The organism is Streptomyces sp. NPDC002779 (assembly GCF_042888685.1).
Taxonomy (GTDB): domain Bacteria; phylum Actinomycetota; class Actinomycetes; order Streptomycetales; family Streptomycetaceae; genus Streptomyces.
This window is the reverse complement of record NZ_JBIAQC010000006.1, coordinates 90220-109722: the sequence shown is the minus strand read 5'-3', so window position 1 is coordinate 109722 and position 19503 is coordinate 90220. Positions and strand designations below refer to the sequence as shown.

Genomic DNA, 19503 nt, shown 5'->3' with positions numbered 1-19503 from the left:
GATGAGGAACCCCTGATGCACGCCATCCGTCTGCACGCCTTCGGCCCGGCCGAGAACCTCACCTACGAGCAGGTCGAGGACCCCCGGCCGGGCCCCGGCCAGGTCCGTATCGCCGTCGCCGCGGCCGGGGTCCACCTCCTGGACACCGCGCTGCGCGAGGGTGCGCAGGGACCGGCCCCCACCCCGACGCCGCTGCCCACCATTCCGGGCCGGGAGGTCGCGGGCGTGGTCGAGTCCCTCGGGGACGGCGTGGCCGAACCGTGGCTCGGCAGGCGGGTGGTGGCCCACCTCGGCTTCGCGCCCGGCGGGTACGCCGAACTCGCCGTCACCGATGCCGAGCGGCTGCACGAGATCCCGGAGAACTTGGACTTCGCGGAGGCGGTCGCGATGATCGGCACGGGGCGTACGGCGATGGGGATCCTCCAGTTCGCCGAGCCGGGACCGGACTCCGTGGCCGTCGTCCCGGCGGCGGCCGGCGGCATCGGCACCCTGCTCGTGCAGTACGCCAAGAACGCCGGGGCCACCGTCGTCGGCCTCGCCGGCGGCCCGGAGAAGGTGGCCCGCGTCCAGGCGAACGGCGCCGACCTCGCCGTCGACTACACGGACCCCGACTGGCCGCAGAAGGTCCGCGCCTGGCTGGGCGGGCGCACGGCCACGGTGGTCTTCGACGGGGTGGGCGGCGACGCGGCCCGGGAAGCGGTGGCGCTGCTCGGACCCGGCGGCAAGCACATCGTCTTCGGCTGGTCCGGCGAGGGCATCCAGGGCGGCGAGCCCTACCTCGTCGAGGGCGTCTCCGAACAGGTCCTGGGCCCGGTGATGCTGGCCAGGGCGGGCGGCCCCAACCCGGTCCGCACCCTGGAACTACGGGCCCTGACCGAGGCAGCCGAGGGCCGCCTCACCCCGGCAGTCCACCGCTTCCCCCTACCCGAGGCAGCCACCGCCCACCGAGCCCTGGAAACAAGGGCAACGACAGGAAAGGTCGTACTGGAGCCATAGAAGAAAACGCGGGCCAACTCAAACCCCCCAGGGGCGCGGGGAACTGCGCGACCAGCCACCCCCCACCCGCACCCGACACCCAACCCCCCGCGGCACCCCCGTAGTCGCCCCCGCCCCAGCCAAGCGCTCAGCGCTCAGCGCCCCGCCACCCGATCCGCAACCCGCGCCAGCCTCGACGACTCCGCCCGACGCGTAACCGTCTCCCGCCGATCCGCCGCCCGGTACACCGCGTACATGCCCTGAACCCCGAGCCACCGCAACGGCTCCGGCTCCCACTTGCGCACCTTGTGCCCCACCCACGGCAGATCCGTCAGCTCGGTACGCCCCCCTTGCCCCGAGTCCTGCTGCACCAGATCCCGCAGGGTCCGCGCCGCCAGATTCGCCGTAGCCACCCCCGACCCGACGTACCCGCCCGCCCAGCCCAGCCCCGTGGACCGGTCCAGCGTCACCGTGGCGCACCAGTCCCGGGGCACCCCCAGCACCCCCGACCAGGCATGCTCCACCCGCACCCCGGCCAGCGAAGGGAAGAAACCGACCAGGATCTCCCGCAGCGCCTCGATCGTCGCGCCCTGCGTCCGCCCGTCGTTGTCGGTGGCCGAGCCGAAGCGGTACGGCACTCCGCGCCCCCCGAGCGCGATCCGCCCGTCGGCCGTGCGCTGGGCGTACATGTAGGCGTGGGCCATGTCACCGAGCGTCTCGCGCCCCTCCCAGCCCACCGACGCCCACTGCCCGTCGGTCAGCGGCTCGGTGGCGATCATCGAGGAGTTCATCGGCAGCCAGGTCCGCCGCTCACCCTTGAGCGCGGCGGTGAAACCCTCGGTGCAGCGCAGGACGTAGGGCGCGCGGACGGTGCCGTACGGCGTCACCGCGTGCTTGGAGCGGATCTCCGTCACCGGTGTCTGCTCATGGATGACCACCCCGAGCGCCTCGACGGCCGCCGCGAGCCCCTTCACCAGCTTCACCGGATGCACCCGGGCGCCGTGCGGGGTCCAGGACGCCCCCACCGCGTCCGCGACCCGGATCCGCTCGGCGCTCTCCCGGGCGCCGTACAGCTGCCGGTCCTTCTCCCCGAACGCCAGCTCGGCCTCGTGGAAGGCCTTCAGCCGCGCCAACTGGGCGGGCGTACGCGCCACTTCGAGCACTCCGCCCTGGTGCACATCGGCGTCGATGCCCTCCGCGGCGGCGACGGCGACGACCTCGTCGACGGTGTCGTTCATGGCCCGCTGCAGCCGTACGGCGGCGTCCCGCCCGTGCAGCGCGGCGTACCGGTCGCGGCCCGCGACGCCGTTGTACAGCCAGCCGCCGTTGCGCCCGGAGGCGCCGTAGCCGCAGAACTTCTGCTCCAGGACGGTGATCCGGAGGAAGGGTGCCGCCTTCTTCAGGTAGTACGCGGTCCACAGTCCCGTGTACCCGCCGCCGACGATCACCACGTCGGCCGAGGCGTCCCCGGGCAGCGGCTCCCGCACCGCAGGAAGGCCGTCGTCCGCGTACCAGAAGGAGATGCCGCCGTTGACGACATCGCTGACCGAGCTGCTCATGACCTGGACGTTAACCCGGGGCGACGGCCACTGTCTCCTTCGGATTCCGTCGAAAACGCCTGGAGGGCGACGCGGGTACGGCACTACCGTCACCCCGTGACCGCCGACCTCGCCGACCTCGCCGAACGATTCCTCCAGCAGTGGGACCTGCGCCCCGACGGCCCGCCGATGAGCGGCCGTTGCGCCCTGGTCCTCCCCGTGCTGCAGGCGGACGGCACCCCCGCCGTGCTCAAACTCCAGGACGTCGACGACGAGACCGTGGGCGAGCCGGTCGCGCTGCGGGCCTGGAACGGCGACGGCGCGGCCAGGCTCCTGAACGCCGACAACGGCACCCTCCTGATCGAACGGCTCGACGAGGGCCGGGACCTGGACGGCCTCCCCGACACCCGCGAGGCCACCCTGGTCGTCGCCGGGCTGCTCGCCCACCTGACCGCCACCCCCGCCCCGCCGGAACTGCGCCGCCTCGCCGACATCGCGCCGAGGCTGCTGGACCGCGCGACGGCCCTGCTCCCTTCGCTGCCGGACCCGGCCCTGCTCAGGGACTGCGCGGCCGCGGTGCGGGAGGTCGCGGACGAACCCGGCGACCGGCTCCTGCACTGGGACCTGCACTTCGAGAACGTCCTGGCCGCCGAGCGCGCCCCCTGGCTCGCCATCGACCCCAAACCCCTCGCGGGCGACCCCGGTTTCGAGCTCCTGCCCGCCCTGTGGAACCGATTCGACGCCGGCGAAGTCCGCTGGCGCTTCGACGCGATGACGGACGTCATGGGCCTGGACCGCAGCCGGGCCCGCGCCTGGACGCTGGGCCGGGTGCTGCAGAACGCGGTGTGGCAGCTCGAGGAGGGCGAGCCACTGCTGCCCGAGCAGCTGGAAATTGCCGAACGCCTGCGCGGCCTCAGCGGTTAACCTCCGGGCATGATCCGCACCGCGACCCCCGCCGACGTCCCCGTCATCCACGCCCTCGTCCGCGAGCTGGCCGAGTACGAGAAGGCCCCGGACGAGGCCAACGCGACCGAGGAGCAGCTCCACGAAGCCCTCTTCGGCGAACGCCCCGCCGCCTACGCCCATATCGCCGTCGACGACACGACCGGCGAACCGGTCGGCTTCGCCCTGTGGTTCCTGAACTTCTCCACCTGGCGCGGCGTCCACGGCATCTACCTGGAGGACCTCTACGTCCGCCCCACCGCCCGCGGCGCGGGCCACGGCAAGGCCCTGCTCACCGAGCTGGCCCGGATCTGCGTGGAGCGCGGCTACCAGCGCCTGGAGTGGGCCGTCCTGGACTGGAACACCCCGTCCATCGCCTTCTACGAGTCCCTGGGCGCCCGTCCGCAGGACGAGTGGACGGTGTACCGGCTGACGGACGAGGCGCTGCTCACGCTGGGCGGCTGAGCAGGCCTCGGGCCACCGCCAGCGGGTCCCCGCCGAGTTCGGCGTGGACCGCCATGACCAGCTCGGGCCGCTCCAGCAGCGCCTCGCCCGCCGGGTCCCCGGCCGCCCGGGCCGCGAGCCCGAGTCCGACCCAGGTCTCGGGGTCGCCCCGGCCGCGCAGGATGCGCTCCCGGCAGGCCCGCAGCGCGCCCGCCGTGTCCCCGGTGACCAGGGCGGCGTCCTCGGGGCGGGCGCCCTCCACGGTGGCGCCGGGGTCCTCGCGCAGGGCCTCGAAGCCGTCCGGGTCGGCCAGCAGCCAGCGCAGCAGCACCGCGCGGGTGTCGAGCCCGCGCGCCGGAGCGCCGGGGACCAGCTCCGGTTCCCCCGCCACCGGCGGGCGGCCCTCCGCGTGTGCGCGTACCACCCGCGGGTCGGGACGCAGGTGATACGCACGCCAGGTGGCCCGGTGATCGGCCGCCGCGAGCTCGGCGGCGACCCGGGCCCGCGTCTCCACCGGCTCGGCCAGCCAGGGCGCGAGCCGCCCCGCCAGCTCGGCCACCAGCCGCCGTCCCAGCTCGGTCAACCCGTCCGCCGCGGCGATCCCCCGCAGGGCGTGCGCGGTCTGGGCCCGCCACAGGGCGAACTCGAAGCACCCGAGCGGGTGTTCGCGGCGCCGCCAGAACCCGGTGACCCCGAAGAAGGCGTACACCCCCTGCAGCAGCCCGCCGAGCGGCCGCGGATCGTCCCGCCACGGCGCGTAGTACAGCCCCCGGTCGCCGCCCTGGTCGTCGTAGAGCGTGAACAGGTGCATGAAGGCGCTGAGTTTGTTGTGCTGGAACTCGTGCACCAGCGTCGAGGCGAGCTGTTCGCCGTCGTCCGGGACGGAGGCCAGGGCCGCGCCGAAGGCGTCCCCGGAGGAGGCACTGTGCGGGCGGAAGCGTTCGGCGCGGGGGCGGGGCACGAGGGTCACCAGGCCGTCCCCCAACGCCCGGGCCTCCTCGGCGTCCAGGGCGTTCAGGATCTCCCAGGCCGCCGTGAACAGCTCCTGCCACACCTCGGCGGCGACGGGCTCGGTGGGGGCGGGGGTGCGCAGGGTGCGGTACGGGTCGGCGTCGTCCAGGAGCAGCGCGCATCCGTCGGCGCTCAGCCGGGTCAGGCGGTGCCAGTCGGGCCCGTCGAGCGGGCGTCCGGCGACGAGCACGCGCCCCTCGGCGGCGGTCACTTCCACCGCGTCGGCACCGGCCACCCGCAGCGCTCCGAGGGCGGGCAGTACGGCCCACCCGTCCCGGACGGGGATGACGGTACGGAAGTCCAGCCCGGCCCGGATCGCCGCGCTCGCCGCGACGGCGTGCAGATAACCGGTGTCCGGGGGGCTGTCCCCGGCCGCCGTACCGCGCAACCGCCGCAGGGTGTGCGCCGCCCACACGCCGACGGACGGATAGGCGAGCAGTTCCTCGAAGGCGGTCTCGTCCGCGGCCCGGGCCCGCATCAGCAGGTGCCAGGCATCCGTCGGCGGCTGTGCGGCGGAGGCGTCCAGCAGCGCGCGTACGACCAGCAGCCGCCAGCTGCGTTCGCTCGCCCGGAGCGCGGCCACGGTCGCGGGCCCGCCCCCGCCGCCGAGGAGTTCGTCGAAGGAGTCGGCGGCGAGGACGTGCGGGGCGGTCACGCTTCGTCGCGCTGCGGGTTGTAACCGCCGAGGCTGCCGGCCGGGTCGTCGATACGGCTGAGCAGTCGCCGCAAGGAGCCGTCGGCGGCCGGGAGAAGGGGCAGGGAGGGCCAGGCGTCCAGCGGAACACCGCTCAGGTCGACCAGCTCGGACTCGACTCCGGACTTGTCCATGACCCCGTCCATTTCACTGTTTCAGGTGTTTTACGTGGTTTCCAGCGCGACCCTAGTGCATCACGCGCACCGCCCGGGTTCACGTCCGCCGAATCCACCCGGATCGAGTGACGCGGCGGTGATGGGGGTAGGGACGGGGCGGGACGGAAGTCGCCTGACAGATCGAGGAGTTACGCAGGGGTGGGGCCTGATCCGGAGCGGGTGGCGGAGGTGCGGACCGGCGACGGCCTCGGCCGCCGGCGCGGTTCGGGGTACCTGGTGGGCGACCGCTGGGTCCTCACCTGCGCCCATGCCGTCGGCGACGCGCGGGAGACGGCCGTACGGCTCAACGGCACGGAGGCCGCACCGGCCCGCGTGGCGCTCGCCTCCGAGAAGGCCGACGTGGCGCTGCTGGAGATGACGCGCCGGGTAGCGGACTGCGAGCCGCCTCCCTACGGCGCCGTACCGCAGACGGCCACCGCCCTGCCGTTCACCGCCAGCGGGTACGCCGGTCCCCACGGCGCCTGCCGTACGGGCGGAACCATCTCGGCCCTCCCCCACCACCACCACAGAGGCGTCCTCGAACTCACCGTCGAACGGCCGGGAGGGGACCCCGGCTCCGGTCGTCCGCCCTGGGAGGGCATGTCCGGCGCCGCGGTGTGGCACGACGGCACCCTGATCGGCCTGGTCAGCACCCTCCTCCGGGGCGACGACCCGAGCCGTCTTGCCGCTGTCCGCGTGGACCACTGGTACGAGCTGCTGACCGGCGCCGAACTGGCCCTGCTGCACCAGCACGCGGGACTGCCCGCGACCCCCGCCGAGCTGAGCCACATCGCCGCCCCGGTCACCCTGGCGCACCTGCCCGAGAATCTTCCCCTGCGCGAACTCGACGGCCTGGTCACGGCGTTGACCGCGCTGCCCTCGGTGAGCGACCGCAACGGCCTCGCGCTGATCCTCGACGGCATCGACCCGGTGATCTCGGCCATGAGCCCGCGCTCACCCGCCCTGCGCCCGGACGTGTTCGCGATCCTGCGCACCTGTCTTCGCTATCGCGGGACCTTGGACCAACTCCTGGAAGCGATACGGTTGGTGGAGGGCGATTCCGTAGGGGTGGCCCGAATGGACCAGGAGGCGGTGGAGTTGTCCCGGCGCCATCGCTGACCTGATATCGCGGCGCCGCACGGGCGCGGTGTTTCATCGCCTGTACGGCGGGCCATTATCAGGAGGATGTGAGCAAGCCCGCACCACAAGTGCAGCCGGGGGGAAGGGGTTTGGCCGTCATGGAGCCGTCTGTGGCCGCCGTCGAGTCCAACCTAGTCGATCTCGCGGGGGTGTCTCTTGAAACGCTGCGCTCCATGGATTGTCAGATTCTCGCCGGATCCCTGGAGGAGCTGCGGCAGCGCATCGACCTCGCGCAGGCGAGCGTCAGCGATTTCAACCCCAGCGCGGAGCGGTACGACTGAGCCCAGGGCCGCCGATGCGCGCTGATCCCACGCTTCCCCACCACCGTCTGCCGTCGACCGCCCTGGACGAACTGAGCTGCGGCGAGGGCGGTCCGGCCACGGTCGGCCTGCTCCTCGCCGCCGAACGCAGCCGCCGGCTGCTGCTGTTACGGATGCTCGACGACGCGACCGGCATCGGCCCCGCCTGGGAACTGCTCAGCGCGGCACAGCGCCGGGCGCCGGAGGTCGTCGACGAACTGCTGATGTACCCGCAGACCGGCATGTGGCTGGCCACCGCGCTGCGCCGGCTGCGCGGCAGCGCGCCCGAGGCCGGCCCCCCGCTGCGGGTGGTGCTGGGTCATGCGGCGGCGCTGGCCGCAGTGGCGGCGCTACGCGCGGAGCTGGACTTCTCGATCGAGGTCCCGATGCGGCACGGCCGGGTCCCGCTGCCCACCCTGGGCTGCGCGGAACTGCCCGCGGCCGAGCCGTGGACGACGGCGACGGTACGGGCCCGGGCGGGCCGGGCGGTCGTCGCGGCACCGGGTGCCGAGGTCGCCGTACCGGCGCCGCCGGACACTCCGGCGCCGGGCTGGCATCCGCTGCGGCGCCTGACCGTCGGCCCCGCCCACCACCGGCTGGTCCTGGCGCTGGACGACATCGACCCGTACCGCACCTATCCCCGGCCGACGGAGCCGCGTCCGCTGCCCGAGGAGACCGCGGAGCAGTGGCGGCGGGTACTGGAGCGGGCCTGGGCGGTTCTGCTGGAGGAACAGCCGAGGGCCGCGGAGGCCATGCGGAGGGGGCTGTTGTCCCTGACTCCGGGCCCCGCGAGGGAAAGGTTTCGGCCACGCAGTGTGACGGCTGGGGATGCCTTCGGCGGCATCGAATCCTCGGAGCCGGATGACGCGGTGCAACTGGCGGTGACCCTGATCCACGAGTTCCAGCACACGAAGCTCGGCGGCCTGCTGCACCTGACCCCGCTGCTGACCGAGGAGACCGCCGAGGCCCCCGAACTCTGGTACGCCCCCTGGCGGGACGACCCCCGCCCCCTGGACGGCCTGTTGCAGGGCATCTACGCCTTCGTGGGCATCGCCCGCTTCTGGCGCACCCACCGCCTGGCCTCCGGCGCGGCGACCCCCATGGCGCACTTCGAGTTCGCCCTGTGGCGGGCGCATGTCACCACGGCCCTGCGCCAGGTCCACCGCAACCCCCGCCTCACCCCCCTGGGCGCCCAGCTCCTGGACCGCCTGTACGCCCTGTGCACCCGCTGGCTGGACGAACCGGTCCCCGACTCCCCCCTGGCCCTGGCCCGCGTCTGCGCCGCCGACCACGCCACCCGCTGGCGCGCCCACCATCTGCGGCCACCGCGGCGGGCGGTGGAGGAGGCGACCCGGGCGTGGCTGTCCGGCGCCCCGGCTCCGCCGCGCTCACTGGCGGCCACCCCCGAGGTGGCGACGGACGCATCGGCCCGCTGGCTGGACACCCTGGCGGTCCTGACCCGCCACCGGCTGTCGGGAGAGGACCCGGAGAAGGCGGCGGCCACGGTGACCGGAGCGCTGCGGGCGGACGCCCTGCTGGCCGCGGGGGAGGCACCGGCGGCCCGGGAGGCCTACACGGCCCACCTGCTGGCCGACCCGGACCATCCCACGGCCTGGTCGGGCCTGTCCCAGGCGCTGACCCTCATGGGGGCGGCGCCCACGGCGGCCCACTTCCTGCGCCACCACCCGGAACGGGCCCGAGCGGTGCACCGGGCCGTGACCGCGGCCACCGGAACACCGCCGGACCCGGTCGCCCTGGCGGCCTGGCTGGCGTCGTAGCGCCGGTTACAGCGGCATCGGGTCGATGTCGCAGTTGGCCCGCTCCCGGGCCCGGGCCTGCACCGTCGCCGGGTGCGGTGCCGGCTCCGCCGCCCGCAGCCGGGGGGCGTCCAGGACCTGTTCCATACGGGCCAGCGTGTCCGCCCGCAGCAGCTCCGCCTCGTCCTCCAGGCCCAGCGCCGCGAGGTCCAGGGAGAGGTTCGCCGCGCACACCAGCGCCGTCGGGTGGTTGTCGCCCAGCCGGCCGCGGCTCAATTCCAGGGTGCGCTCGCCCAGTTCGCGCGCCTCGGCGATCCGCCCCAGCGCGCTGAGATCGCTGGCCAGGTTGATGGCACAGGCCAGGGCGATCGGATGGCTCTCGCCCAGCCGGCCCGTCAGCGACGCCAGCGCCTCCTCGTCCAGGACCCGCGCCTCCTCGGCCCGGCCCAGCAGCCGCAGCGTCACCGCGAGGTCCACATCGGCGGCCAGCACATGGGGGTGATCGGCCCGGAACACGCGGCGGAAACGCTCGCTCGTCTTCGTGCCCCGGTCCCGGGCCGCCTCCAGCTCGCCGTTGTGCCGCAGGGCCACGGACAGCGCCAGCGCCGCCGTCAGCGATTCGGGGTGGGTGTCGCCGTAGCGGCGGGTGAACTGGTTGAAGGACTCCCGGGCCAGGTCCAGCGCCGTCGCGTGGTCGCCCTCCTTGCGGCAGGCCTCGCCCAGCTGGCGCAGGGTCTGCAGCGTGGAGGGGTTCCCGGCGCCGAAGACGGGACGGAAACCGTCCACCACCGCCTCCTGCAGGGAGCGCGCGCCGACGTAGTCGCCGGTCTCCCGGACGTCGATGGCGATACTGCCCTCGGTGATCAGCGACTGGTGGTGATCCCGGCCGTACAGCCGGGTCTTCAGCGCGTGCGTGTGCTGGTCCAGCTCCAGCGCCCGCTGGAACTCCCCCACCAGCCGCAGGCTCACGCCGAGGTTGTGCGCGGTGCCCAGCGTCGTCGGGTCGTCGTCACCGAAGGCGCGGCGGGCCCGGTCGTAGGCCATCTCGTCCAGTTCCGCACCGGCGGCGAAGTCCCCCTGGACCCGGCGTACCGCCGCCTCCAGCATCATCGCCTCCAGCGCGTCCTCGCGGGTGTCCTCCCGCTCCTCGGGCGCGGTCCGGGCGTAGATGTCCTTCAACTGCGCGACCAGCTGGGAGGCGTCGTCGTACCGTCCGACCTTCAGGTACAGGAAGCACAGCCACCAGCCCATCAGCCGGGTCTGCTGGTCCTCCTCGCCGAACAGCTCCTGCCAGGTCTGCCACGCCTGCTCGGTGAACTCCCGGGCCACCTTGTGGTCGCCCCAGTACCAGAGGTACCGGGCGACGTTCATCACGAGTTCGCGGACCCACGGCTGGTCGGACTCGATCGCGTCGGAGGCGATCACATGGCCGTACAGCTCGGCGTAACGCGGCCAGTTGGCGGCCTGGTTGGGGCCCTTGGGGTCGGCGGCGGCCAGGAGCGTGTGGGCGCCGTTGCGCATGCGGTTCTGTTCCTCGGGAGTCATACGGTGGATCAGCACGGCCTGGACCAGGCGGTGCATCTCGATCGAGTTGGTGCGGTGGTCGATACGGGCGAGGGAGTACCGGTTGATCTCCCGGATGGCGCGGGCGAGCCGCATGGGGTCGTTCAGGGCCCGGTCGAGCGCCGGGTCGATGGTGGAGCCGCCCAGGCCGGAGAAGATCGAGCGCGAGATGGGGTCGGGCGCGAAGTACGAGCACAGCTGGAGCAGCCGGAGCGCGGTGAGGCTGCGGATCTCCAGGTGGTCCAGGGAGACGTTCCAGGCGGCGGCGACCGGCAGCTGGTAGTCCGGCGGCGGGGAGACCTCCAGCAGTTCGGCACGCTTGTGCTCGAACAGCCGCAGGTACTCCGAGGCGGGCATCCCGGTCTCCGCCCGCCAGGCCGCGGCCTGCTCCAGCGCCAGCGGCAGGTCCCCGAGGGCGTCGGCGAGCCGGTCCGCCTCGGCGTCGTCGAGGTCGCCGGGCCCGGAGCGGCGCAGCAGCTCCTTGCTCTCCTCGCGGGTGAAGACATCGACCTCCAGGGAGGGTCCGACCACGCTCCACCGGCGGTTGCGGGAGGTGACGAGGATCGTGCCGCTGCCCCCGGTCGGGAAGTAGTCGCGGACCACGTCCGGGCTGTCGGCGTTGTCGAAGATCAGCAGCCAGCGGGAGTACGGCCGTCCCTCGCGCAGCGCCTCCCGTACCGCGGGCCCGGCGACATTGGCCTCGGCGCTGGTGACCAGACCGAGCCGCTGGGCCAGCTCCACCAGGGCCTGCCCGATCTGGCCGGGCCGCTCGGCGGGGATCCACCACACTACGTCGTACTCCGACTGGTGGCGGTAGGCGTACTCGATGGCCAGCTGGGTCTTGCCGACACCGCCCATGCCGTGGATCGCCTCGGGCAGCACGGTGGTGGTGCCCTCGCGCAGCCGCTCGCTCAGTCGCTCCAGAAGGTCCACGCGGCCGGTGAAGTTCGGGTTGCGCGGCGGGATGTTGCCCCAGATGCGCGGCGTCGAACGCCCGCTCTCCACCGCGGGCTGCGTATGCGTGGCGGTCATGGCCGTGTCTCCTTCTGAAGTTGTCCCGGCCCCCGTCGGGACCTGTTCGACGGCGGGGCGTCCGCTCTGCGGAGAGGTGCGGGAGCCCACGCCCTTGCGCAGGCTCACGGAGTTCTGCCGGTCGTACTCGCGCAGGGCGCGGGCCAGGCGTTCGGCTCGGGGCAGGAACCGCCCGGACAGGGCGCGCAGCGCGGCCAGTTCGACGCGCAGGAAGGCGACATTGCGGCGGGTGACCGAGGGCACGTCGACCGTTTCGAGGAGTTCCTCGGGGGCGGGCAGGACGGGTTCGGCGTCCTGGGGCGCGGCGGCGAGCAGTCCGCGTACGTCGTGCAGCACCCGGGCGGTGTCCCTGCGCCGGGACAGCGCCAATAACTCCTGGCGGATGTCGGGCCCGAACACGAAGGCCACGTCGGCCGCGCGCTCGGCGTCCGCGCCGGCGGGCCGTACCAGACCGCTCATCAGCAGCTCGGCCAGATGGGCGGGTCCGGCGCCGGGCACCGAGGCGGTGACCGCGTTCATGACCGGCAGCGTCAGCGGCGCGGCCGCCAGCCGGGTGGCGAGGCTGAAGGCTTTCGGGGAGGCGGCGGCCCGGAAGTCCGAGACCCGTTCCCAGGGCGGTACGCCGCTCGCCGGGTCGGGCACGTCCTCCACCCAGGGCACGGCCCGCGCCGCGTCCGCCCGGCGTTTCCAGTCCCGGGCCCGGACTCCGGACATCTCCACCCAGTCGCCGGTCCCCCTGGTCACCAGGTCCACCCAGCCGGACAGGGAGTGCTCGGTCGGCTCCAGGACGGGCACCGGGACCACACCGGAGCGGGCGTCCGGGTCGTCGACGGGTTCGAGGGGGGAGGCACGCAGTTCCCAGCGCAGCGCGTCGTTCGCGGCCCAGGGGCGGGCGCTGCTGAACCGCATCCGGTTCACATCGAGGCCGGCCCGCGACCACAGGTTCTGGGGCAGCAGATGCAGCACCGCGAGGGGTTCGGCCCGCCCGAGCTCGCGCAGCAGCGGAAGCACCGCGTCCGACCGCCAGCCCGCGGCGAGCCCGTCGGTCAGCACCAGCACCACCCGGCGCTCGGAAGGAGCGGGCGGCAGCTGTTCGAGCCGGATCCGAGCCGGCTCGGTGTCATCCGAACTGAGCAGTCGTACGGTGCTGATCTCGCCCAGCCGCTCCTCGCGGGCGAGATCGCCGGCCAGCTTCTCGACCGTCTCCCGCCACACCCGCATGGTCGCGTGGTCGTCCACGACCAGCAGCACGGACGGAGGGTGCGCGGGAAGTGAGCGCGCCAGTTCGCTCAGGACGTGCGGCACGACGTCGAGTGACGCCTCGTCAGACGCCGTTTCCGCCGCTGATCGTGGGACATCGTCACACTGCATAAGCGCTCTCAGAGCGTCCGGTAAGGCCCGAGGACGAAAGGGGTACCGAAGAGGAATCCCGTACTCCGCGGGCATGCGTGACATCCACGTGCCAAGCCTGGCAGTGGTCTGCATACAGTGCAAGACGGCAGGCCACAGGGGGAGGGAGCACAAATGGGACAGTCGATCGGCGGATGAATCGGCGGATAAAACGCGCCCCCCTGCGGTGTCTGGCTCGCCGGTCTTTCTCGCGTCCAGCGTGGCACCGCGCACAGTCGGGTGCAAGGCCGTCTGCCACTTGGCTGCGCGGATCGGCAACAGGCCGCCGCCGGGCGGCAGAAGACGCCCGATCCCGCTCTGCGACGTCATCGCCGCTACACCGGCCCCGTGGGACCCGGCTTGCGCTCGGGATCGTCCAGCAGGATGGCCAGATGCCGGCCCACGTGCCCGTCCCAGCGCTCCGGCCCGAGAGCGAGCGCGTCGTTGCGCCACTTGCACACGCTCTCCGCCAGTGAGCCGAGCCCCCGGTCCTGGAGGATCTCGCCGATCGCGTCCTGGAAGCCGGCGTCGGAGCAGTCCGTACGGTGCCAGATCATCGCGGGCACCCCCGCCCGCAGCCCGGCGAGCACCTCCCGGCGCCCGGTGCCCGAGTCGTCGCCCGGCGGCTCGCTGAGCACCAGGCACACCGCCTGCCGGTCCTCCTTCAGCTCCCGCTCCAGATGGAAGAAGTACGCCCCGTCCTGCGGCGGCCGGCCCCAGTGCGGGTGGCTGTCCGCCGGGCGCTCCTTCAGCTGCCGCCACTTGTGGTGCCAGGCGCGGTGCCAGGCGGCGCGCTGCAGCCTTTCGAGCGAGCGCACGAACACCGGGTAGTCCATGGCCAGCGGTGTCGGCTCGGGGTGGCCGGAGTCCTTCGCCCACCACTCCACCGGCTCGTTGAGCAGCTCCCACGGGAGCACGAACTCCAGGATCACCGGCTGACGCAGGTCCGCCCAGCGCTCCTCGGACTCCTCGATCAGCAGCTCCACCGCCCCCGGCAGCTCCGCGCGGCCCAGATGGACCGTCTCGCCGCGCACCGGGTGCCAGCCCTCGGAGTCGGACTGGCGCCAGTGCGAGAGGTAGTAGCGGTCGGCCTCGTTCCGGTCCGGCTCGAACTGGATCATCAGATAGGCGGGCACCAGCGAGGGCGGGGGCTGCGGGAACTCCGAGTGCTGCCACTCCGCCAGCCGGTCCTCCACGCACAGCTCCTGGGCCCGGCCGCGGTTGAACCGGCGCAGCTCCTCGGCGGCCTCCGCGCGGCCCTCCTCCATCAGCCGGTCGGCGGACAGCGCCAGGAAGGCCATGCTCGGCGGCAGCTCGCCGGGCGGGGAGTTCTCACCGGCCAGCCGGAGGAAGACCTGCCAGCCCGTCTGGCACCAGGACGGCAGCTCCTGCACCCGGGAGCGGCTCGCGCGCCGGGCCATGGCGGCCAGCTCGGCGGAGCGCACCGACTCCAGGACCGGCCGCAGATGGCCGAGGTCGGCGCTGTTGAAGAAGTCGACGGCCTCCCACTCGTCCACGAGCGGCCATAACGCGGCGACCGAGGCCGACTGCTGTTCCACGTACTCCAGCGACCGCACCAGACACGCCGTACCGTCAACGACGGTCATGCACGCCTTGACGACCTGGAGGAGCCAGGGCCGCAGCCGGTCACCGCTGAACGGCTCCACCGGCGAGCCCAGTTCGCCGGCGAGCATCTCCCGCCATAACTCGCGGCTGCTGGCCTGCTTCACCGTCGCCGACTCCTGAAGCGTGTCCACGATGGCCACTGCCAACTCGTTGCGGACCCGTTCCGGACCTCTCACCCCGTGACCTCCCCAAGCCGGCGCGGTTCCGTCGTGCCGACCAGGGTACGGCCGCGGAGGGTGCCACGGCAGGGGAAAGGAGAGCCCCCTGTCGGATTCGAACCGACGACCTTCGCTTTACAAGAGCGGCGCTCTGACCAGCTGAGCTAAGGAGGCGCGCACGTACGTGCCCGAGCAGTGTACCCAGGACCGGGAGTGACCCAGTCGAAAATTTCCGCGAAGTTCACAGGGGTCCGGGTACTGACAGACCAGGTGAACGGCAGGTACCGTCCGAGGGCAGTCCACTCGTCTGGACTACACCACCACCTTCCTACAACGGATCGTCCGGCACGTTCCTGCCGGTAGAAGGGGGCCCTTCACCATGGCCACTGTTTCGTTCGACAAGGCGACCCGGATCTACCCGGGTTCCGAGAAGCCCGCCGTAGACGCGCTCGAGATCGAGATCGAGGACGGGGAGTTCCTCGTCCTGGTCGGCCCGTCCGGCTGCGGCAAGTCCACCTCGCTCCGCATGCTGGCGGGGCTCGAGGACGTCAACTCCGGCGTGATCCGCATCGGCGACCGTGACGTCACCCACCTGCCGCCGAAGGACCGGGACATCGCCATGGTGTTCCAGAACTACGCGCTCTACCCGCACATGACGGTCGCCGACAACATGGGCTTCGCGCTCAAGATCGCGGGCGTCAACAAGGCGGAGATCCGCCAGAAGGTCGAGGACGCGGCGAAGATCCTCGACCTCACCGAGTACCTCGGCCGCAAGCCGAAGGCGCTCTCCGGCGGTCAGCGCCAGCGTGTGGCGATGGGCCGCGCGATCGTGCGTGAGCCGCAGGTCTTCCTCATGGACGAGCCGCTGTCGAACCTCGACGCCAAGCTCCGTGTCTCGACCCGTACGCAGATCGCCTCGCTCCAGCGCCGTCTCGGCATCACCACGGTCTACGTCACCCACGACCAGGTCGAGGCCATGACGATGGGCGACCGCGTGGCGGTCCTCAAGGACGGTCTGCTCCAGCAGATCGACTCCCCGCGCAACATGTACGACCGTCCGGCCAACCTCTTCGTCGCCGGCTTCATCGGCTCCCCCGCCATGAACCTGGTCGAGGTCCCGATCACCGACGGCGGTGTGAAGTTCGGCAACAGCGTCGTCCCGGTCAACCGTGAGGCCCTCAAGGCCGCCGCCGACAAGGGCGACCGCACGGTCACCGTGGGCGTGCGCCCCGAGCACTTCGACATCGTCGAGCAGGGTGGCGGCGCGGCCACCGCCCTGGCCAAGAGCACCGAGGACGCGCCGGCCGGTCTCGCGGTCACCGTCAACGTCGTCGAGGAGCTCGGCGCCGACGGTTACGTCTACGGCAGCGCGAAGGTCGGCGACGAGCTCAAGGACCTGGTCGTCCGCGTCAGCGGCCGCGCGGTTCCGGAGAAGGGCGCCACGCTGCACGTCGTGCCGCGGCCGGGCGAGACCCACGTGTTCTCGACCTCCACGGGTGAGCGTCTCTCCGACTGACTCGCCCAGGTTTGACGAGAAGGGCCCCGCGGACCGCCGCGGGGCCCGTTTTCGTTGTCGACAAATACCCCGGCATACCGCCCGTTTCGAGCAGTGAGCGTCAACCCCTTACCCAAAAAGAGGCACCTCTTCATCCCCCGAACCGGTGACTAAATGTCGCCAAATCATTACCGGGCGCTACCCTCACTCGCGTGAAGCACTCCACTAACCAACAGACGCGACGCGGCCGGGGCCCCGCCCATCGGATCGGCCGCTCCCTCGCCCTCGTCCTGCCCGTCGTCCTGGTGCTCTCCGGGACCCTCGCGGTCACCCGGGTCAACTGGTCGGGGACCCCCTCGAACTCGGTGCTCACGGCGTCGGACGCGTCGGTGTCGGACGCCAAGCCCGGCTCCCGCTCCCGCACCCCCCAGGACGTCCTGCGCGACCAGCTCATCGCCGAGCTCACCCGGGAGAACCCGGGCGTCGCGCTCACCCACCTCCAGCAGGCCGTCGACGGCCGCCCGGCGCTCGCCAAGCACTGCGCCTCCATCGCCCGCGCCCTGGGCCGCGCCGCGGTCCGCGTCTACGGCCCGGTACGCGCCCAGTCCTACGCCCGCCCGGTCTGCGACACCGCCTTCGCCACCGGCGTGGCAGCGGCCCACCGCTGACGAGCAAAGGGGGGCCGGGGCCGCGGGCCCGGCCCCCCTCGGCGCCGTACCCGCGCACAACACGCACCCCCCACCCCGGTGGGCCACAGGGCCACATACAGTTCGGCACATGACCGACCCGAACGCCGCCACCCGCCCCACGCAAGCCGTGATTCTCGCCGGAGGCCAGGGCTCCCGCCTGCGTCCGTACACCGACGACCGGCCCAAGCCGATGGTCGAGATCCCCGGCACGGGGACGCCGATCATCGGCCATCAGCTCGCCTGGCTCGCGGAGGAGGGCGTGACCGACGTGGTGGTCAGCTGCGGCCACCTCGCGGACGTCCTCAAGGAGTGGCTGGCGGGTGCCGAGCTGCCCTGCTCGGTGACCACGGTCGTGGAGACCGAGCCCCTCGGCCGCGGCGGTGGCCTCAAGTACGCCGCCGCGCATCTGCCCCACCCCGACCGGCCCTGGTACGCCACGAACGGCGACATCTGGACCCGGTTCTCGCTGCGGGACATGGCCGACTTCCACGCCGAGCGCGACGCCGTCGCCACCCTGGCGCTGGCCCGGCCCCGGATCCCCTGGGGCGCCGTGCAGACGGACGGCTTCGGGCACGTCACCGACTTCATCGAGGCGCCGCCCACGACGTACGAGATCAATGCGGGGGTGTACGTCTTCTCCGCCGAGTTCGCCGGGATGCTCCCGGAGCGGGGGGATCACGAGCGGACCACGTTCCCGCGCCTGGCCCGGGAGCTCAGGCTCGCGGGCTTCCCGCTGCCTCAGGGCGCGTACTGGCGAGCCATCGATACGGCGAAGGATCTCACCGAGGCCGCCAAGGAGCTGTCGGCTCTCCGCTCCTAGCGCGGGCCGCGAAGGGCCGGTCGCGCAGTTCCCCGCGCCCCCTCAGGGGCGCGGGGAACGGTGGGTTCTGATGTGCTGCCGGTGGGCTAACCCAGGATCCCGCCCACCGGCCCGTCTACCCCAACAGGCCGCCTACGAGACCCGGTTCACCGGAGTTGCCTCCGCCTCCCGTGCCGCCCGGCGTGCCGGTGCCTCCGGTGGTGCCGCCCGAGGTGGGACCCGAGGTGGTGCTGGGGGCCTCGTCCACCGGGGAGGACTGCTGGGGCGGCGCCTGGCCGCCGCCGGTGCCCTGGGTCTGGCTGGGCGTGCCCGCCGTGCTGGTCTCCCGCGTGGCCTCCGGGGTGGTGGCCGCCCCGGTCGCGGGCGCCGACGTGGCAGCCTGGCTCGGGGCGGTGGAGGCCGACGGAGTGCGCTGCCGGCGCTCGCCGGGCTCCGAGGGGAGCGGGGAGCCGGGGAGTTCGTTGCGCGGGGCCTCGCCGGGGCCGGGGACGACCACGCGGTCGGCGTCGCGGACGGCACCGCCGAGCAGCGAGCCGATCAGCAGGGTCAGGCCGATGACGATGGCGGAGACCAGGGCGCCGCGGCGCAGGACGTAGGCGCGCAGGTCCCAGATGTCGGCGCGGGGGCCGAGGCGGCGCCAGGCGCTGCCCGCGAGGCGGCCGTCCACGGAGTAGACGGGGGCGCCCGCGATGATCAGCGGCGACCAGGCGGCCAGATAGATGATGTCGGGGGCGTCGTAGGCGGGGACGCTCTTCCAGCTGACGGTGACCAGCAGCGCGGCCGACAGCAGCGCGCCGACCACGGCGGCGACCCGCTGCCAGCAGCCCAGCACCGTGAGGACGCCCACGATCACCTGGAAGAAGGCGATCACCAGGCCGGAGCCGACGGGGTGCTCGAGCGCGAACTGGCGCAGCGGCTCGGCGACGTCCCAGGGGTGCAGGGTGTTCAGCCACTTCACCATCGAGCCGCGCTTGCCGCCGTCGAAGTAGACGGGGTCGCAGAGCTTGCCCATGCCGGCGTAGATGGAGATGAAGCCGAGGAAGATGCGCAGCGGGAGGAGGACGACGCCCAGGTTCATGCGGCGGCCCGGGTAGTAGGCGTGCCGCGCGGGGTCGTCGCCGTACCGCCGGGGCCGGGAGCCGTCCTCCGGCTCCGCGAACTCCTGCTCGTCGTAAGCGCGTTCCTCGTCGTACGCGCTGCCGACCTGGCGCATGTCGGGCAGCAGCCGGGTGCTGTCGCCGTCGGGCGAGGTGCGCTGGGCGCCGACCACGGGGGTCTCGACGGTCTGCGCGAGATCATCGTAACCGTCGTCGTGGTAGCCGTCGTTGGCGTCGACGCGCGGGATGACCTGGGTGGCGCCCGCGTCGGCCGATTCGTCCGGGTGGCCGACGCCGGCGCCCCGCACCGCCTGCAGGAGCCGGTGGGCGCCGGTGTCGTCGGGCGCCGACTTGCCGCTCCAGACGACGGCCCGACGACGGGCGGGGGTCCCGGTGCCGACCACGGGGACGCGGGCGGTGTCCTCGGTGGCGCTCAAGTGCCGTGCGATCCGCGGCGACTGGCTGCGCCTCGCCGACGCGCCCAACTGCACGCGGAAACTCGCATGATTGACGATGATCTGCGCCGGATCGCTCGGCACCTTCACCATGCTCAGCGCGGGAGCGTCGTCGAAACCCGACGAGGGATCCCCCGTGGGTGTGCGGGGTGTTCTGGTGTCCACACTCATCTAACCGAGTGACGTGTGTTTTGGACACTGCTTTGACCTGCTGGATCTGTCCG

Annotated in this window: 15 protein-coding genes and 1 tRNA gene; 9 read left to right on the top strand and 7 right to left on the bottom strand. The window is 72.9% G+C overall.

The genetic code is table 11. The annotated features are described in order from the left end of the window. Positions 1-15: 15 nt before the first annotated feature. The gene (locus tag ACFYW5_RS18580) at positions 16-996 is read left to right on the top strand and encodes a zinc-binding dehydrogenase (protein WP_389418084.1); all 981 of its coding nucleotides are present in this window, start codon (positions 16-18) and stop codon (positions 994-996) included. A gap of 134 nt (positions 997-1130) precedes the next feature. Here the strand turns inward: ACFYW5_RS18580 and ACFYW5_RS18575 are convergent, their stop codons facing one another. Then, the gene (locus ACFYW5_RS18575; RefSeq protein ID WP_389418083.1) at positions 1131-2534 is read right to left on the bottom strand and encodes an NAD(P)/FAD-dependent oxidoreductase; all 1404 of its coding nucleotides are present in this window, start codon (positions 2532-2534) and stop codon (positions 1131-1133) included. A gap of 96 nt (positions 2535-2630) precedes the next feature. Between ACFYW5_RS18575 and ACFYW5_RS18570 the strand changes: the two genes are divergently transcribed. Both ACFYW5_RS18570 and ACFYW5_RS18565 read left to right on the top strand, forming a co-directional pair. Beyond that, entirely contained in the window at positions 2631-3437 is an 807-nt protein-coding gene (locus tag ACFYW5_RS18570) for an aminoglycoside phosphotransferase family protein (protein WP_389418082.1), read from the top strand. 9 nt (positions 3438-3446) lie between these two features. After that, the gene (locus ACFYW5_RS18565; RefSeq protein WP_389418081.1) at positions 3447-3920 is read left to right on the top strand and encodes a GNAT family N-acetyltransferase; all 474 of its coding nucleotides are present in this window, start codon (positions 3447-3449) and stop codon (positions 3918-3920) included. Here the strand turns inward: ACFYW5_RS18565 and ACFYW5_RS18560 are convergent. Both ACFYW5_RS18560 and ACFYW5_RS18555 read right to left on the bottom strand, forming a co-directional pair. Beyond that, entirely contained in the window at positions 3904-5565 is a 1662-nt protein-coding gene (locus tag ACFYW5_RS18560; RefSeq protein WP_389418080.1) for an HEXXH motif domain-containing protein, read from the bottom strand. The two genes, ACFYW5_RS18565 and ACFYW5_RS18560, sit on opposite strands and share 17 nt — an antisense overlap. Further along, positions 5562-5738, bottom strand: coding sequence for a hypothetical protein (locus ACFYW5_RS18555; RefSeq protein WP_250071863.1), 177 nt, complete (start codon positions 5736-5738; stop codon positions 5562-5564). Before ACFYW5_RS18555 ends, ACFYW5_RS18560 begins: the two co-directional genes overlap by 4 nt. Before the next feature lie 180 nt (positions 5739-5918). On the opposite strand from ACFYW5_RS18555, the gene ACFYW5_RS18550 reads away from it, so the two are divergent. The 3 genes from ACFYW5_RS18550 to ACFYW5_RS18540 all read left to right on the top strand — a co-directional run bounded on the left by ACFYW5_RS18550 (position 5919) and on the right by ACFYW5_RS18540 (position 8976). After that, positions 5919-6878: a trypsin-like peptidase domain-containing protein gene (locus ACFYW5_RS18550; protein ID WP_389418079.1), complete on the top strand. Its 960-nt coding sequence runs from the start codon at positions 5919-5921 to the stop codon at positions 6876-6878. 131 nt (positions 6879-7009) lie between these two features. Beyond that, entirely contained in the window at positions 7010-7180 is a 171-nt protein-coding gene (locus tag ACFYW5_RS18545) for a hypothetical protein (RefSeq protein WP_351982511.1), read from the top strand. A 14-nt stretch (positions 7181-7194) separates the two neighbouring features. Continuing rightward, positions 7195-8976, top strand: coding sequence for an HEXXH motif domain-containing protein (locus tag ACFYW5_RS18540; RefSeq protein WP_389418078.1), 1782 nt, complete (start codon positions 7195-7197; stop codon positions 8974-8976). Between the two features lie 6 nt (positions 8977-8982). Here ACFYW5_RS18540 and fxsT read toward each other — a convergent pair whose 3' ends face one another. From fxsT to ACFYW5_RS18525, 3 genes are all read right to left on the bottom strand, one after another. Next, a complete protein-coding gene (gene fxsT / locus ACFYW5_RS18535; protein ID WP_389418077.1) occupies positions 8983-12921 on the bottom strand; it encodes an FxSxx-COOH system tetratricopeptide repeat protein in 3939 nt (1312 codons plus the stop codon). 353 nt (positions 12922-13274) lie between these two features. Then, on the bottom strand, positions 13275-14741 hold the full coding sequence (locus ACFYW5_RS18530; protein WP_389418076.1) for a hypothetical protein: 1467 nt from the start codon (positions 14739-14741) through the stop codon (positions 13275-13277). 82 nt (positions 14742-14823) lie between these two features. Continuing rightward, positions 14824-14897: transfer RNA gene (locus ACFYW5_RS18525), tRNA-Thr, on the bottom strand. 205 nt (positions 14898-15102) lie between these two features. Here ACFYW5_RS18525 and ACFYW5_RS18520 point away from each other — a divergent pair. The 3 genes from ACFYW5_RS18520 (at position 15103) to ACFYW5_RS18510 (ending at position 17727) form a co-directional block, all read left to right on the top strand. Next, on the top strand, positions 15103-16239 hold the full coding sequence (locus ACFYW5_RS18520; protein WP_389418075.1) for an ABC transporter ATP-binding protein: 1137 nt from the start codon (positions 15103-15105) through the stop codon (positions 16237-16239). 191 nt (positions 16240-16430) lie between these two features. Next, the gene (locus ACFYW5_RS18515; RefSeq protein WP_389418074.1) at positions 16431-16886 is read left to right on the top strand and encodes a hypothetical protein; all 456 of its coding nucleotides are present in this window, start codon (positions 16431-16433) and stop codon (positions 16884-16886) included. 109 nt (positions 16887-16995) lie between these two features. Further along, entirely contained in the window at positions 16996-17727 is a 732-nt protein-coding gene (locus tag ACFYW5_RS18510) for an NDP-sugar synthase (RefSeq protein ID WP_389418073.1), read from the top strand. Between the two features lie 115 nt (positions 17728-17842). Here the strand turns inward: ACFYW5_RS18510 and ACFYW5_RS18505 are convergent, their stop codons facing one another. After that, complete coding sequence (locus ACFYW5_RS18505; RefSeq protein WP_389418072.1) at positions 17843-19450, bottom strand: DoxX family membrane protein; 1608 nt, start codon at positions 19448-19450, stop codon at positions 17843-17845. Positions 19451-19503 lie beyond the last annotated feature (53 nt).

What these genes read in the sequence shown, in the direction of transcription:
- ACFYW5_RS18520 (WP_389418075.1), top strand. Translation starts at nt 15,103, where the DNA reads ATGGCCACTGTTTCGTTCGACAAGGCGACCCGGATCTACCCGGGTTCC.
- ACFYW5_RS18575 (WP_389418083.1), bottom strand. Translation starts at nt 2,534, where the DNA reads ATGAGCAGCTCGGTCAGCGATGTCGTCAACGGCGGCATCTCCTTCTGG.
- ACFYW5_RS18540 (WP_389418078.1), top strand. Translation starts at nt 7,195, where the DNA reads ATGCGCGCTGATCCCACGCTTCCCCACCACCGTCTGCCGTCGACCGCC.
- ACFYW5_RS18555 (WP_250071863.1), bottom strand. Translation starts at nt 5,738, where the DNA reads ATGGACAAGTCCGGAGTCGAGTCCGAGCTGGTCGACCTGAGCGGTGTT.
- fxsT (WP_389418077.1), bottom strand. Translation starts at nt 12,921, where the DNA reads ATGCAGTGTGACGATGTCCCACGATCAGCGGCGGAAACGGCGTCTGAC.
- ACFYW5_RS18510 (WP_389418073.1), top strand. Translation starts at nt 16,996, where the DNA reads ATGACCGACCCGAACGCCGCCACCCGCCCCACGCAAGCCGTGATTCTC.
- ACFYW5_RS18580 (WP_389418084.1), top strand. Translation starts at nt 16, where the DNA reads ATGCACGCCATCCGTCTGCACGCCTTCGGCCCGGCCGAGAACCTCACC.
- ACFYW5_RS18565 (WP_389418081.1), top strand. Translation starts at nt 3,447, where the DNA reads ATGATCCGCACCGCGACCCCCGCCGACGTCCCCGTCATCCACGCCCTC.
- ACFYW5_RS18505 (WP_389418072.1), bottom strand. Translation starts at nt 19,450, where the DNA reads ATGAGTGTGGACACCAGAACACCCCGCACACCCACGGGGGATCCCTCG.